Below are 14,527 nucleotides of genomic sequence, written 5' to 3' on the forward strand. Positions count from 1 at the left end.
CCCGCGCGCGACACCGCCGGAGGCGACCCACGCCACCCGGACGACCGCGTCTCGGCCGTTGCGGAGCCTACCGGCTGCCGTACCCCGAACTCGGGGGTCAGTCACCCACCGCGTTGAACAGGGCGGCGACCTCGGCGTTGGTCAACCGCCGGAGCCGCCCGGTGCGCAGTTCACCGAGCCGGATCGGACCGATCGAGGTACGCACCAGCCGGGTGACCGGGTGCCCGACCTCGTCCATCAACCGCCGGACGATGTGCTTGCGGCCCTCGTGCAGGCTCAGCTCCACCTGGGCGCTTTTACCCAGGGTGTCCACCACCTTGAACGAGTCGACCTTGACCGGCCCGTCCTCCAGCTCGACGCCCGCGAGGAGCCGCTTGCTCAGGTTGCGCGGAATCGGGCCGACCACCTCGGCGAGGTAGGTCTTCAGCACCTGGTACGAGGGGTGCATGAGCTTGTGCGCGAGGGTGCCGTCGTTGGTGAGCAGCAGCAGCCCCTCGCTGTCCGCGTCGAGCCGCCCCACGTGGTAGACCCGCTGCTCCAGCCGGGCGCCGATGAAGTCCGCAAGCTCGTTTCGTCCCTTGTCGTCCGCCATGGAGGTGACCACCCCGCGCGGCTTGTTCATCGCCACGTAGACCAGGCGGACGTCGACCTGGAGGCGCTCCCCGTCCACGTGGATCACGGCGGTGGCCGGGTCGACCTTGTCGCCGAGCTTGGCGACCCGCCCGTCCACCGTGACCCGCCGGCGGAAGATCAGGTCTTCGCAGGCGCGCCGGGAACCGACGCCGGCGGCGGCGAGCACCTTCTGCAGGCGCTCAGCCCCCTCATACACGGGGGCGTCGGATTTGGGGGAACGGTTATCGGGTCGCATCAGCAAGCTCTTCTACGTCGTCGGGCAGGAAGGGTGCGAGGGGCGGCAGCTCGTCGACGGTGTTCAGCCCGAGCTTCTCCAGGAACAACGTGGTGGTCCGGTAGAGGAACGCCCCGCTGTCCTGTTCGGTGCCGCACTCCTCGACGAGGCCACGGGTGACAAGGGTACGGATGACCCCGTCGCAGTTCACACCCCGGATGGCTGAGATTCGCGAACGGGTCACCGGCTGCTTGTAGGCGACCACGGCGAGCGTCTCCAGCGCCGCCTGGGTCAGCCGCACGGACTGCCCGTCCAGCACGAACCGCTCAACGTAGGTAGCGTATTCCGGCCTGGTGTACAGCCGCCACCCGCCGGCCGCCCGGCGCAGCTCGAACCCGTGCCCAGCGGCCGTGTAGCCGGCGGCGATCTCGTCGAGCATCGGCCCGACCCGCTCGGCCGGCTGCTCCAGCACCTGGGCCAGCACCAGCTCGCTGACCGGCTCGTCGACGACGAGCAGGATCGCCTCCAGCGCGCCGCGCAGCTCGGCGTCGGCCAGCTCGGGCGCGGGCTCCGGCGCGGCCGTCGCCCTCCGCCGCCCCGCCAACTGCCGCCGGGGTACGTCCCCAGCGCCCCCCGACTCCCCCGCCGTGCCCTCCGGCACCGCCGCGCGGTCCGGCCCCGGCGCGTCCTCCACCGTCGCTGCGAGGACCGGCCCCGGCGTGTTCTCCGTCACCCCTCCGAGGTCCGAATCCGCCGAGCCGATCTCCTCCGACGCCGCCTCGACCGGGCCCCGTGCACCCCGACTCACGCCGTCCGGAGCCGCCTCCAACGAGCCTGGCTGCTCCTCGGCGTCCGATGGCGTGGCGGGTTCCTCGGACGGCGTCGGGGTGTCGGCGGCAGGTGGGCGGGGGCGGTCCCACGGGGGGACCCAGGCGGCGGCCTGCTCGGCCAGTGAGTCCCGGCGTTCCTGCTCACTCATCCCGCTCACCCTCCGTCGTACCCGTCCCGTTCGACCCGCCGGCCTCCCCCACCGGCTCCGAAAGCGCAGACCCCGACGGCTCAGGTTCCGGGTCGGCCGGACTGCCGGCGTACTCGTCGACGTGCAGCTCGGTGTCGCCGTCGGTCGGGCCGGTCCAGCGCACGGTCAGCTCCTCCAGGGCCTGCTCCTGCACGAACGAGACCAGGCCCTCCCGGTACAGCTCCAGCAGCGCGAGGAACCGGGCCACCACCTCAAGGGTGGCCTCGCAGTCGGCGCAGAGCAGCGAGAACGTGGCGGTGCCGGCCCGGCGCAGCCGGGCGCTGAGGATCGCCGCGTGTTCCCGGACGCTGACCCGGACCATGTGCACGTGGGCGACGGAGACCTCCGGCACCGGCTTCGGGGTCATCGCCTTCACGGCCAGTTTCAGCAGCCGCTGGGGGCCGATGCCGAGCACCAGGTCGGGCAGCGCCTCGGCGTAGCGGGCCTCCAGGCTGACCGCGCGCGGATAGCGTCGGCCGCCGACGGCCTCCAGTTCGGCGATGTGCGCCGCCGCCTCCTTGTACGCCTTGTACTGCAACAGCCGGGCGAAGAGCAGGTCCCGGGCCTCCAGCAGGGCGAGGTCGGCCTCGTCCTCGACGTCGGCGGCGGGCAGCAGCCGGGCGGCCTTCAGGTCGAGCAGGGTCGCGGCGATGAGCAGGAACTCGCTGGCCTCGTCCAGGTCCCAGTCGTCGCCCATCGCCCGGATGTAGGCGATGAACTCGTCGGTGACCGTGTGCAGGGCCACCTCGGTGACGTCGAGCTTGTGCTTGCCGATGAGTTGCAGCAGCAGGTCGAACGGGCCGGTGAAGTTGGCCAACCGCACCGTGAAGCCGCTGACAGCCGGCTCGGCGGGCTGCGCACCGTCGACCACTGCCGGATCGGCGGTCTCGGGCGGGTCGAGGGGTGGCGCGGTCACCGGACGACCGTAGTCCACGAGGCGGGCACCGGGCGTTCCGGCTACCGCTCCGACTGGGCGGCGATCACCTCGCGGGCCAGCTGACGGTAGTTGCGGGCCCCGGAGGAGGCCGGGTCCATCGTCGTGATGGGGGCACCGGCCACGGTGGACTCGGGGAACTTCACCGTCTTGGTGATGACCGTCTGGTAGACCTTGTCGCCGAACGCCTCGACCACCCGCTGGAGGACCTGCCGGCAGTGCGTGGTGCGGCTGTCGTACATGGTGGCGAGGATGCCTTCGAGCTCCAGGTCGAAGTTGAGCCGCTCGCGCACCTTGTCGATGGTGTCGAGCAGCAGGGCCACACCGCGCAGGCTGAAGAACTCGCACTCCAGGGGGATGAGCACACCGTGCGCGACGGTCAGCGCGTTGATCGCCAGCAGGCCGAGCGACGGCTGGCAGTCGATCAGGATGTAGTCGTACTCCTTGCGGACCGTGCGCAGCACCCGGGCCAGGGCCATCTCCCGGGCGACCTCGTTGACGAGCTGGATCTCGGCGGCGGAGAGGTCGATGTTCGCCGGTAGCAGGTGCAGGCCCGCCACGTCGGTCTTGATGAGGACGTCCTCGGCGATCACGTCGTCCTGCATGAGCAGGTTGTAGACGGACAGGTCGAGGTTGTGCGGGTTGACGCCGAGGCCCACCGACAGGGCGCCCTGCGGGTCGAAGTCGACGAGCAGCACCTTGCGGCCGTACTCGGCGAGGGCGGCACCCAGGTTGATGGTGGTGGTGGTCTTGCCGACGCCACCCTTCTGGTTGGCCATCGCGATGATGCGGGCGGGGCCGTGCCGGTCGGTGGGCATCGGCTCGGGGATGGGCTTGCGCATCGTGTAGGCAGCCGGGTCCGCAGGACCCAGGTCCGCGCCGAGCGTGGCCTGCTGCTCGCGGAGCTCCGACGTCCAGGTCTCGGCACGGTCACCGTTGCCAGCCATGTGCTCGTTGCCCCCTCCCGACGACCCACCCGGCGTCGGAGCCGTCCGACGTCCTTCGCGGCGCCGCTGCGCACCCCGGTCGTGCCGCTCCAGGAGGTCCGCGCCGATGCCGACTGTACGCCACCGACCAGCAGGGGGTTCGGCACCGGCCCGGCGTGTCGGCGCCGACCGTGGCCGGGTCAGCCCCGGGCGCGGGGGTGGGCGGTGGTGTACACCTCGCGCAGCCGCTCCACGGTGACGAGTGTGTAGACCTGGGTGGTGGTCACCGAGGCGTGGCCGAGCAACTCCTGGACCACCCGGACGTCGGCGCCGCCGTCGAGCAGGTGGGTGGCGTAGGAGTGGCGCAGGGTGTGCGGGGAGACGGCGGTGGGACCGTCGACGGGGAGCCCGGCGCCGGCGGCGGCGCGGCGCAGGATGCCCCAGGCGCCCTGGCGCGACAGCGCGCCGCCGCGGGCGTTGAGGAACACCGCGGGGGTGCCCCGGCCGGCGGCGGCCAGCCCGGGGCGGGCCCGGACCAGGTAGGCGCGGACCGCGTCGACGGCGTACCCGCCGATGGGCACCAGCCGCACCCGGCCGCCCTTGCCGCGCAGCAGCACGGTGCCCTCGTCGGTGTCGAGGTCGTCCACGGCGGCGCCGACCGCCTCGGAGATCCGCGCGCCGGTGCCGTACAGGAACTCCAGCAGCGCCCGGTCGCGCAGCGCGAGGGGCGCGTCGTCGCTGGTCGCGGTGATCGGGCCGGCGGTCTCCAGCAGCCGGACCACGTCGTCGACGGGTAGCGCCCGGGGCAGCCGCCGGGGCGGCGTGGGTGGGCGGACGTCGCGGCTCGGGTCGGCGCCGGCCAGGCCCTCGCGCAGCGCGAAGCGGTGCAGGCCACGGACCGCGCTGGCGGCGCGGGCGGCGGAGGAGACGGCGAGCGGCGGGTGCGCGTCGTCGCCGGCGCGCAGCCGCGCCAGGTGCGACTCGACGAGGCCGGCGCCGACCGACGCGAGGTCGGCGACGCCGGCGTCGGCGAGTGTCGCCAGGTAACGCTCCAGGTCCCGACGGTACGAGGAGAGCGTGTTCGCGGAGAGGCCACGCTCGACGGTCAGGTGGTCGAGGTAACCCCGGACGGCACGCAGCAGCGCCGGCGTGGGTGCGGTGCCCACGCCGGCGGAGTCCGTGCCGCCGCTCAGCGCGCCACCGTTCAGGCCAGTACGTCGGCCAGTGGCAGCACGTCCATGCCGTGCGCCTCGGCGACCGGGCCGTAGGTGACCTGACCGGCGTGGGTGTTGAGGCCCAGCGCGAGGGCCGGGTCGTTGCGCAGCGCCTCGCGCCAGCCCTGGTTGGCCAGCTCCAGGGCGTACGGCAGGGTGACGTTCGTCAGCGCGTACGTGCTGGTGTTCGGCACCGCGCCGGGCATGTTCGCCACGCAGTAGAAGATCGACTCGTGCACCTTGTAGACCGGGTCGGCGTGCGTGGTGGGGCGCGAGTCCTCGAAGCAGCCGCCCTGGTCGATGGCGATGTCGACGAGCACACTGCCCGGCTTCATCCGGGAGACCAGCTCGTTGCTGATCAGCGTCGGGGCCTTCGCGCCGGGCACCAGCACCGCGCCGATGACCAGGTCGGCGTCGAGCACGGCCCGCTCGACCTCGTACGCGTTCGACGCGACGGTCTGCAGGTGGCCCCGGTAGATCGCGTCGGCCTGCCGCAGCCGGGCGACGTTCTTGTCCAGCAGCAGCACCTCGGACTGCAGGCCCAGCGCGATGGCGGCGGCGTTCATGCCGGAGACGCCGGCGCCGATGACCACGGTCTTGGCCGCGTACACGCCGGAGACACCGCCGGGCAGCACACCGCGCCCGCCGCCGGTGCGCATCATGTAGAACGCGCCCACCTGCGGGGCGAGCCGGCCGGCCACCTCGGACATCGGGGCGAGCAGCGGCAGCGACCGGTCGGGCAGCTCGACGGTCTCGTACGCGATGCCGGTGACCCCGCGGTCGATCAGCGCGTCGGTGCACTCCTTGGAGGCGGCCAGGTGCAGGTAGGTGAAGAGCACCTGCCCCTCGCGCATCCGGTGGTACTCCTCGGCGATCGGCTCCTTGACCTTGAGCACCAGCTCGGCGGTCTCCCAGACCTCGTCGGCGGTGGCGAGGATCGTCGCGCCGGCGGCGGCGAACTCCTCGTCGGTGATGCTGGAGCCAACCCCGGCGCCGGACTCGACGAAGACCTGGTGGCCGCTGCGAGTGAACTCGTTGACGCCCGCTGGCGTGATCGCCACGCGGTACTCGTGGTTCTTGACCTCGCGTGGGATTCCGACCTTCACGATGCAGACACCTCTCTTCGGGGCTGCTCTCCCCCGACTGCTCGGTGCCGCGACGGCCCCTTTGCCACCGCGGTACACCGGTCCCGCGGCGGCAGTCTAGGCGCGCCCGGGGCCGCCGCGAGCCAGCACAGTGGCATCCGCTGACCGGGTGGCCTGACGATGTGTCAGGGCCCGGCGCCAGCTCGGCGGTCGAGGGTCACCTCAGCCAACAGGACAGTGTTTCGCCATTATCGTCCCATCTGCCGGGCGGCGGTGCGGACAGCCGACGAGTGGATCACTAATGTGTCCGCCCATGACCACTCCTCCTTACCAGCCCGGGTACCCCCAGCCGGGGTACCCCCAGGGCGTCTCCGACAAGAGCAAGATCGTCGCGGGCATCCTCGGCATCCTGCTCGGCACCTTCGGTGCCGGTCGGTTCTACACCGGACACACCAAGATCGCCGTCCTCCAGCTCGTCGTGAGCGTGGTGACCTGCGGCGTCGGCGCCCTGTGGGGCGTCATCGACGGCATTCTCATCCTGGTCAACGGCGGTACGGACGCGCAGGGCCGTCCGCTTCGCGACTCCTGACCCAGCACGCCGAAAGGGGCCCCGCGGCTGACCGCGGGGCCCCTTTGGCGCGTACTCCCCCACCGGCTGGACCGGCGGCGACGCTCAGCGCGTCAGCGGCGCGTCCGCCCGGCGCAGAGACGTGAAACCGGTGTCCCGGGCGCGGGCCACGGCGAGCAGCCCGGCCACCGCGGCGGCGTTGGTGACCTCACCGGCCAGGACCATGGCGACCGCCTCGTCCAGGTCGATCCGGACGACCTGGAGGTCGGCCTCCTCGTCGTGGCGCTCGTGCCGCTCGTCGGCCGGCACGTCGGCGAGGTCCCGGGCCAGGAACACCCGGACCACCTCGTTGGTGAACCCCGGCGAGCTGTGCAGGTCGACGAGCACGTCGACCCGCCCGGCGGTGAGGTCGGCCTCCTCGGCCAACTCCCGCAACGCCGCCGCCGGCAACTCCTCGCCGGAGACGTCCATCAGACCGGCCGGCAACTCCCACAGGTGCCGCCCGACCGGGTGCCGGTACTGCCGGATCAGCACCACCTGGCCGGCGTCGTCGAGGGCCAGCACGGCCACCGCACCGACGTGGCGCACCAGGTCCCGCAACGCGGTCCCACCGCCGGGCATGGCCACCTCCTCGGTGACCACGTCGAAGATCCGCCCCTGGTACCGCTCCTGCCGGGACCGCACCTCGTAGCGGTGCTCCACCCCGCTCACGCCGCCGCCCCGCTCCGCGCGGCGAGGCCGCTGACCCGCGCGCTCACGACGCCGACGTGGCCTTCGTCGCGGCGCCGTTGCGGGCGGCCTTGCGCGTCGTCGGGGCCTCCGCCGCCCCGTCCAGGTCGACAGGCAACTGGTCGGCCTGCGAGTACGCCACCGCGGCCTTGACGAACGAGGCGAACAGCGGGTGCGGGCGGGTCGGGCGGCTCTTCAGCTCGGGGTGCGCCTGGGTGGCCACGAAGAACGGGTGCAGGCTGCGGTCCAGTTCGATGAACTCGACCAGCCGGCCGTCCGGGGAGGTGCCGGAGATGTGCAGGCCCGCCTTGGTCAGCGCGTCCCGGTAGGCGTTGTTCACCTCGTAGCGGTGCCGGTGCCGCTCGCTGATCTCGGTGCTGCCGTACGCCTCGGCGACGAGCGAACCCTCGGTCAGCGTCGCCGGGTACGCGCCCAGCCGCATGGTGCCGCCCAGGTCACCCCGGCCGGCGACGATGTCCTCCTGGTCGGCCATCGTGGCGATGACCGGGTGCAGCGCCTGCTCGTCGAACTCCACCGAGTTGGCGCCGTCCAGCCCGGCCAGGTGCCGGGCCACCTCGATCGTCATGCACTGCAGGCCGAGGCAGAGGCCGAGCAGCGGGATGCCGGCCTCCCGGGCGTACCGGGCGGTGCCGATCTTGCCCTCGATGCCACGGACGCCGAAGCCGCCGGGGATGAGCACCCCGTCCACGCCGGCCAACGCCGCGGCGGCGCCGGCCGGGGTGACGCACTCGTCGCTGGGCACCCACTTGAGCTGCACCCGGGCCCGGTGGCCGAAGCCCGCCGCCCGGATCGCCTCACTCACCGACAGGTACGCGTCGGGCAGGTCGACGTACTTGCCGACCACCGCGACGGTGACCGTGTGCCGGGGCCGGTGCACCCGCTCCAGCAGGTCGTCCCAGCTGGCCCAGTCCACGTCCCGGAACGACAGCCCGAGCCGGCGCACCACGTACGCGTCGAGGCCCTCGCGGTGCAGCACCTTCGGGATGTCGTAGATGCTCGGGGCGTCCGGTGCGGCGACGACCGCCTCGGCGTCCACGTCGCAGTAGAGCGACAGCTTCTCCTTGAGCTTCACCGGGATCTCCCGGTCGCAGCGCAGCACGATGGCGTCCGGCTGGATACCGATGTTGCGTAGCTGCGCCACCGAGTGCTGGGTCGGCTTGGTCTTCAGCTCACCCGACGGCGCCAGGTACGGCACCAGCGAGACGTGCAGGTAGAAGCAGTTGTCGCGGCCCAGGTCGTGGCGGACCTGGCGGATCGCCTCCAGGAACGGCAGCGACTCGATGTCGCCGACCGTGCCGCCGACCTCGGTGATCACCACGTCGGGGAGCTGGCCGTCCTCGTCCGGGTCGGCCATCGCCAGGATCCGCGACTTGATCTCGTTGGTGATGTGCGGGATGACCTGGACGGTGTCGCCCAGGTACTCGCCGCGCCGCTCCTTGGCGATCACGTCGGAGTAGATCTGGCCGGTGGTGACGTTCGCCTTGCCGGACAGCGCCCGGTCCAGGAACCGCTCGTAGTGCCCGACGTCGAGGTCGGTTTCGGCGCCGTCCTCGGTGACGAAGACCTCACCGTGCTGGAACGGGTTCATCGTCCCGGGGTCGACGTTCAGGTAGGGGTCGAGCTTCTGCATCACCACGCGCAACCCGCGCGCGGTCAGCAGGTTGCCGAGGCTGGAGGCGGTGAGGCCCTTACCCAGCGAGGAGGCGACGCCCCCGGTGACGAAAATGTGCCTGGTCGTCCGTGCTGATGGGGCCAAGGCCTGCTCCCGTGTCGTCTGTCGCGGTCATGCAGACCGCCGTGCTTGATCAGCAGAGTGATCACGCGATCCACGGGATTCGACGGTAACACCTCCCGGACGGGTACCCGCAGGCCGCACCCCGGCTGTGACACCTGCGGGCCGTCCGGGCGACGCCCGGCGCTCAGGAGGTGGCAACCTCCGGCGACGACCGGGAGACCTGACGCGGCGGTACGGGCGCCGTCGGCGCGGGCTCCGTCGTCGACCCGCTCGCGGTCGAGTCGGCCGGGTCGTCGGCGTCCCCGTCACCCGCCGGCGCCGCCGCCGGTCGGGTGACCGTCGCCGGTGCGCTCGCGGGCGGGCCGCTGATCGGACGCGGGTGCACCGCACCCAACGGCCCACCGCCGCCGGTCGGACCGTCGCCCCCACCGGCCGGGCCGACCCCGCCGGGCCCCGAGTCGTCGTCGGCGCCGTTGGCGCGGGAACGGCCCGCTGCCGGGCGGGTCCGGTCCGCGGCGTGCCCGAGCACCCGCAGCGCCGCCAGGGCCGCCATCGGCACCACCAGGGCGGCGGCGGCACCCATCACGTCCAGCGCCGCGCCGTCGAGCACGCCACCGAACACCGCGGCGACCACCGTGCCGGCAAGCGCGGCCCGGACCGCCGGGTAGATGCCGAACAACCGCATCAGCCCACCCCACGGCTGCAACAGGGCGAACCACACCAGCAACCCACCGGCCAGCGCCAGCACCGTTAGCGGGCTGTTGACCAACGTCTCGAAGTTCTCCGCGCTGGAGCGGTGCACCGCGAACCCGCCGGTCCCGTCGCCGAGCGCCGAGAGGAACCGGCCCAGGCTGCCCCGCTCCGCCGACGGACGCCGCAGGTCCACCACGGCGAACCCGATACCGACCGCGAGCGCGGCCATCGCGGCCCAGGCCAGCCGGCTGACCGTCAACCAGCCACCGGCGCTGATCACCGCGGCGACGCTCACCCCGGCGGTGAGCGCGATCGCGCCGACCGGGTCGGCACCCAGGTAGGGGCTGCCGACCACCACCACGGCGACACCACCCACCGCCACCATCACCGCCGGCCGCCAGCCCCGGGGCACCCGCTGGGCGAGCCAACCGCCGGTGACAAGCGCACCGGCGAGGAACACTCCCAGCCCCACCGTGCTCAACCCGGCGTACCGGCCGCCCTGCAACGCCGAGTAGCCGACCACGCTGTTCAGTTGCAGGCGGGACCCGGTGAGCACGTCAAGGCCGACCACGAGCGTGGTGAGGCCGGCCACCGCGCCGACCGGCCCGAGGGTGCCCGCGTACCCGGGGGCGAACCGCACCGCCGCGGTGCCCGCGGCCACCAGCAGCGCGGTCACCCCCGCGAAGATCCACCCGGGGTGCTCACCGCGCCACCACGGCACCGCGTCGGCGAGCAACGCCGCCGGCACCGTCAGCGCCGCGGCGACGAGCAGCAGCTCCACCACCGCCACGACCCGCTTGGAGACCGGCGTCGGACCGGCCGGGCCGGCGTGCGGACGGGCCCGGCGCAGCAGCGGCAGGATCGCCAGCGCCAACAGCACCTGCACACCGGCGAGCAGCGCGAAGAACAGACCGGAGACGGACCGCTGCGCCGCCGCCTCCCGGTCGGCGTTCGCCGGCGCGTCGATGGCCTCGGCCAGGTCGGTCGGACGGCCGCCGGTGCTGATGGCCGGACGACCCAGGAAGAGCCGCTCCGGCATGGGACGGCCCAACGCGGCGAGGGCGGTCGGCGCGAGGTCGACAAGTTGCAGGTACCCGTCCCGACCGGTGCTGGCCGAGGTGAGCCACCCCCGCTCCCAGCCCGGCCCGTCGGCGACCGCCACGTGCAGCCGCGACGGCTGCGCGGTGTCGGAGATCCCCGCGACGAGCACCAACGACCGCGGCGGCCGCGCCGCCAACACCCGGGCCAGCTCGGCGTCCGCCGCACGGGCCTGCTCGGCGCGGGTCGCCGGATCGACCCCGGCGACGGTGCCGAGGTCGACGATGCTCAGCACACACGAACCCAGCAGCGGCCGGGGGTCGGCCGGCAGCCCCGGGGCGTACCTGTCGACGCGGCCGAACGGTCGGGCGGCGGCCACCGCCGCGCCCGGCCCCACCGCGACCGAGCACCGCACCGACTCGGACAACGAGCCGGGCAGGGCACCCCAGGGCAGCCGTTGCTGGTTGTAGTGGACGACACTCTCCTGGTCGGGCAGGTTCGCGCCGATGCCGTCCGGCTGTTCGACGGTCACCGCCGTCGGCGCCGGGCACCCGTCGGCCGACCGGCTGCCGTTCCACGCGGCGAAGCTGCCCGCGCCCACCGTCAACCAGCCGTCCACCGGGCAGGTCGGCCGGTGCGCGGACCGCACCGACAGTGAGCCGATCGACCCGTTCTGGGCCATCCGCCACAGCGTCGGGGTGCTCTGCGGATCCACGTCCTCCCAGCGCAGCCCGGCGATCCCGGCGAGCACCACGAAGTCGGCGGTGCGTTGCGGGGTGCCCTGGGGTGGGCGGGCGGCGAGCGCGGTGACGCCGAGCGCCACCACGAGCACCGTCAACAGGGCGGGCGCGATTCGGCGCAGCATCATCGGTGTCCCGTTCTCGGGGCGTCGGAGCCCGGGGCGGCACCCGCCGAACCCCCGGTCTCCCCGGCCACCTCCGCGTAGAGGGCGACGAGCGCGGCTACGGTGTCCTCCTCGGTCGGCCACGTCGCCGCCTGTGCGGCGCCACGCCGGCCCCACTCGGCCCGCGCCGCCGGGTCGTCGAGCAACGCGCGGACGGCCGCGTCGAGGGCGTCCACGTCGCCGGCGGGAATCAGCGTGGCGGCGTCGCCGACGAGGTCCGGGAGCCCACCGACCGCGGTGGCCACCAGCGGCACGCCGGCGCGCAGCGCCTCCTGGGCGAAGAGCTGCCGGGCCTCCCAGTCGCTCGTCACCACCGCCAGGTCGGCGCCGGCGAGCAGGTCGGCCACGTCGGTGCGGTGCCCCAACAGGGTCACCGGCGCACGGGCGGCGGAGGTCCGCGCGGCGAGCGGCAGGTACGCCGGCCCGCTGCCCGCGATCACCACGACCGGCGGTGGGGTACGCGTCCGCCAGCGGGCCGCCGCGTCGATCAGCACGTCGTAGCGCTTCTGCGGGTGCAGCCGGCCAACCGAGAGGATCAACGGCTGGTCCGGGCGGACGCCGAACTCGGCGCGTACCGCCGCCGGGCGTCGACGTGCGGCGGGCAGCGTCGGCGCGGCGACCGGGGCGAGCCGGGCGTCGGCGGCACCCACCTCGGCGGCCCGACGCACCAGGTCCGCGGACGCGCCGAGCGCCACCCGCACACCCCGGGCCACCACCCGTTCGACCAGCCGGGACACCCCACCCCGCAGCCCACCCGCGAGCACCGCGTTGTGCCAGGTGACGATCAGCGGGGCGACCGGACGGGCCAGCACGGCGACCAGCCCGGCCCGCAGGCCGTGCGCGTGCACCAGGTCGACGTGAGCGGCGGCGAGCGCCCGGCGCAGCGCGAGCACAGCCCGCGCGTCGGCAGGCGTCGGGCTGGCCGGGATCTCCACCGGCGCGAAACGCGCACCGACCCCGGTGAAGTCGAACTGCTCCTGAGTGGCGGCGGGCCCGCAGACCAGGACGGTGACACCGCCGGCGACGAGGCCGCGCGCCACCGAACGGACGTGCTGGCCGACACCGCCGGTGCTGGACGCCAGCACCAACGCGACGGTGCCCGACCAGTCGGCAGGCAGAGGTGGCTCAGTCATCGCGTCGCCGTCTCCTTCCCGTCGCCCCGCTCCGCGGCGTCCGCGCCCGGTGTCGGCGCACCGCCGGACGGCCCCCGCCGACCCAGACGCCGCAGCACCCCGACGAGCAGTGGCTGTACGTCCCGCCGGTCGAGGAACCAGACCACGGCGAGGAACACCACCCCGACCAGAACCCCGGACAGCATGCCCTGACCGAGCGCGCCCGCCATCGTCGGGGTGCCGCCGTCCGACTGGTCGAGCCAGCGGCCCAGACCCCATCCGGCGAGCCCGGCGAGCAGACCGGCGAGGCCACCGGCGGCCCCGGCCCGCGCCGCGCCGGTCAACGCGGCACGCCCGACGCCGCGCCGCACCGCCAGGACCAGCAGGGCGCCGAGCACCAGCATCCCCACCGAGTTCGCCGACGTCACGGCCAACACCCGGTCGGCGGTGGGCAGCAGCACCGTCAACGGCAGCGCCACGGCCGGAACGACCAGCCAGCCGAGGGTGATCGCCACCGTCGCCGACCGGGTGTCGCCGCGCGCGTAGAGCGCCCGGGACAGCACCGCGAACAGGCCGTAGCCGAGCAGACCCGGCGCGAACCCGCTGATCGCCGCCGCGGTGGACGCCGGGTTGTCCGGGTAGAACAGGGCGGCGACCGGCTGCGCGGTGCCGATCAACGCCGCGACGCCGAGACAACTGAACAGCAGCACACCCCGCACCGCGCCGGAGAGGGTCCGTCGGTAACCGTCCTCGTCACCGGCGGCGCTGGCCGTGGCAAGCGTGGGATAGGACGCCACCGCCAGCGGCACCGCGAGGACCGCCCACGGCAGCAGGTAGATCGCCTGCGCCAGGTTGAACACCTGGGGTGAGCCGGTGGGGCCACCGGAGACCCGGTTCAGGACCACCAGGAGCGCTACCTGCTGCGCCGCGACCGTCACCGCGCCGGCCGTGGCCAGCCCGCCGATCCGGGCCCGCGCGTCAGCGGTGAAGGCGTACCCGAACCGGGGTCGCACCCGCAGCCGCCGCAGCGGAATCAGCAGCGACAGCGAGAGCACGACCACGCCCAGTGTGGTGCCACCGGACAGGAGCAGTTCACCGCTGCGGCCGACCTGGGCCACCGACACGCCCCGCCCCTGGGCGGCACCGAAGGCCACGTAGACGACGACCACGGTGAGGCTGGACAGCAGCGGCGCGATGACCGGCCACGCGAAGCGTCGGTGTGCCTGCAGGACACCGGTGAGCACGATGCCGATCCCGTACAGCGGCAACTGCGGGGCGAACACGCGCAGCATCCGGGCGCCGGCGGCGAGTTCCGCGGCCGACCGTCCCTCGCTGATCACCGAGATGATCGGGTCGGCGAACAGGACGACGAGCACGGCGAGCGGAACCAGCAGGCTCACCGTCCAGGTGAGCAGGGCGCCGGTGGTCGCCGCCACCGTCCGCCGGTCCTCCGCCGCGACCGCTCCGGCCAGCAGGGGCACGACCAGACTGGCCAACGCCCCGCCCGCGACGATCTCGAAGACGATGTTCGGCACCGTGTTGGCGATGACGTACATGCCGCCGAGGTCGCTCTGCTCGACCACCCAGGTGAACACGGCGGTACGACCGAAGCCGGCGAGTCGGCTGGCCACGGTGAGGACGGCGATGAGCGCGGCTGCCCCGGCCAGCCGGCCGGCGCCGGCGAGGGGTGCCGGTCTGCTCAC

Annotated in this window: 12 protein-coding genes; 1 reads left to right on the plus strand and 11 read right to left on the minus strand. The window is 73.7% G+C overall.

Annotation, left to right across the window (positions count from 1 at the left end; translation table 11 throughout):
• Positions 1 to 97: 97 nt before the first annotated feature.
• The 6 genes from AB0C15_RS28285 to ald form a co-directional block, all read right to left on the minus strand.
• Positions 98 to 868 (minus strand): pseudouridine synthase, encoded by a 771-nt coding sequence (locus tag AB0C15_RS28285; RefSeq protein WP_357356948.1) that lies wholly within the window; start codon positions 866 to 868, stop codon positions 98 to 100.
• The gene (gene scpB, locus AB0C15_RS28290) at positions 855 to 1,826 is read right to left on the minus strand and encodes an SMC-Scp complex subunit ScpB (protein WP_357356951.1); all 972 of its coding nucleotides are present in this window, start codon (positions 1,824 to 1,826) and stop codon (positions 855 to 857) included. The genes AB0C15_RS28285 and scpB overlap by 14 nt, the downstream gene beginning before the upstream one ends.
• Entirely contained in the window at positions 1,819 to 2,781 is a 963-nt protein-coding gene (locus tag AB0C15_RS28295) for a segregation/condensation protein A (RefSeq protein ID WP_357356952.1), read from the minus strand. The genes scpB and AB0C15_RS28295 overlap by 8 nt, the downstream gene beginning before the upstream one ends.
• Before the next feature lie 41 nt (positions 2,782 to 2,822).
• The gene (locus AB0C15_RS28300) at positions 2,823 to 3,746 is read right to left on the minus strand and encodes an AAA family ATPase (RefSeq protein ID WP_124862901.1); all 924 of its coding nucleotides are present in this window, start codon (positions 3,744 to 3,746) and stop codon (positions 2,823 to 2,825) included.
• A 179-nt stretch (positions 3,747 to 3,925) separates the two neighbouring features.
• The gene (locus AB0C15_RS28305; protein WP_357356955.1) at positions 3,926 to 4,891 is read right to left on the minus strand and encodes a site-specific tyrosine recombinase XerD; all 966 of its coding nucleotides are present in this window, start codon (positions 4,889 to 4,891) and stop codon (positions 3,926 to 3,928) included.
• Between the two features lie 38 nt (positions 4,892 to 4,929).
• Positions 4,930 to 6,045 (minus strand): alanine dehydrogenase, encoded by a 1,116-nt coding sequence (gene ald / locus AB0C15_RS28310; RefSeq protein WP_357356957.1) that lies wholly within the window; start codon positions 6,043 to 6,045, stop codon positions 4,930 to 4,932.
• 292 nt (positions 6,046 to 6,337) lie between these two features.
• Here ald and AB0C15_RS28315 point away from each other — a divergent pair, with 292 nt between their 5' ends.
• Positions 6,338 to 6,613 carry a TM2 domain-containing protein gene (locus AB0C15_RS28315; RefSeq protein WP_196922376.1) on the plus strand — a complete coding sequence of 92 codons (276 nt, stop codon included), beginning with the start codon at positions 6,338 to 6,340 and terminating at the stop codon, positions 6,611 to 6,613.
• Positions 6,614 to 6,697: 84 nt separating this feature from the next.
• Here the strand turns inward: AB0C15_RS28315 and AB0C15_RS28320 are convergent, their stop codons facing one another.
• From AB0C15_RS28320 to AB0C15_RS28340, 5 genes are all read right to left on the minus strand, one after another.
• Complete coding sequence (locus AB0C15_RS28320; RefSeq protein WP_357356960.1) at positions 6,698 to 7,303, minus strand: NUDIX hydrolase; 606 nt, start codon at positions 7,301 to 7,303, stop codon at positions 6,698 to 6,700.
• A gap of 43 nt (positions 7,304 to 7,346) precedes the next feature.
• Positions 7,347 to 9,098, minus strand: a complete 1,752-nt coding sequence (locus tag AB0C15_RS28325; RefSeq protein WP_357356962.1) for a CTP synthase — start codon at positions 9,096 to 9,098, stop codon at positions 7,347 to 7,349.
• A 163-nt stretch (positions 9,099 to 9,261) separates the two neighbouring features.
• Entirely contained in the window at positions 9,262 to 11,673 is a 2,412-nt protein-coding gene (locus tag AB0C15_RS28330) for a hypothetical protein (RefSeq protein ID WP_357356999.1), read from the minus strand.
• Positions 11,673 to 12,845, minus strand: a complete 1,173-nt coding sequence (locus AB0C15_RS28335; protein ID WP_357356964.1) for a glycosyltransferase family 4 protein — start codon at positions 12,843 to 12,845, stop codon at positions 11,673 to 11,675. The genes AB0C15_RS28330 and AB0C15_RS28335 overlap by 1 nt, the downstream gene beginning before the upstream one ends.
• The gene (locus AB0C15_RS28340; RefSeq protein WP_357356966.1) at positions 12,842 to 14,527 is read right to left on the minus strand and encodes a lipid II flippase MurJ; all 1,686 of its coding nucleotides are present in this window, start codon (positions 14,525 to 14,527) and stop codon (positions 12,842 to 12,844) included. The genes AB0C15_RS28335 and AB0C15_RS28340 overlap by 4 nt, the downstream gene beginning before the upstream one ends.

Source organism: Micromonospora sp. NPDC048835 (assembly GCF_040649995.1).
In the GTDB taxonomy this organism is placed as follows: domain Bacteria; phylum Actinomycetota; class Actinomycetes; order Mycobacteriales; family Micromonosporaceae; genus Micromonospora.

What these genes read in the sequence shown, in the direction of transcription:
- AB0C15_RS28285 (WP_357356948.1), bottom strand. Translation starts at nt 868, where the DNA reads ATGCGACCCGATAACCGTTCCCCCAAATCCGACGCCCCCGTGTATGAG.
- scpB (WP_357356951.1), bottom strand. Translation starts at nt 1,826, where the DNA reads ATGAGTGAGCAGGAACGCCGGGACTCACTGGCCGAGCAGGCCGCCGCC.
- AB0C15_RS28300 (WP_124862901.1), bottom strand. Translation starts at nt 3,746, where the DNA reads ATGGCTGGCAACGGTGACCGTGCCGAGACCTGGACGTCGGAGCTCCGC.
- AB0C15_RS28315 (WP_196922376.1), top strand. Translation starts at nt 6,338, where the DNA reads ATGACCACTCCTCCTTACCAGCCCGGGTACCCCCAGCCGGGGTACCCC.
- AB0C15_RS28330 (WP_357356999.1), bottom strand. Translation starts at nt 11,673, where the DNA reads ATGCTGCGCCGAATCGCGCCCGCCCTGTTGACGGTGCTCGTGGTGGCG.
- AB0C15_RS28335 (WP_357356964.1), bottom strand. Translation starts at nt 12,845, where the DNA reads ATGACTGAGCCACCTCTGCCTGCCGACTGGTCGGGCACCGTCGCGTTG.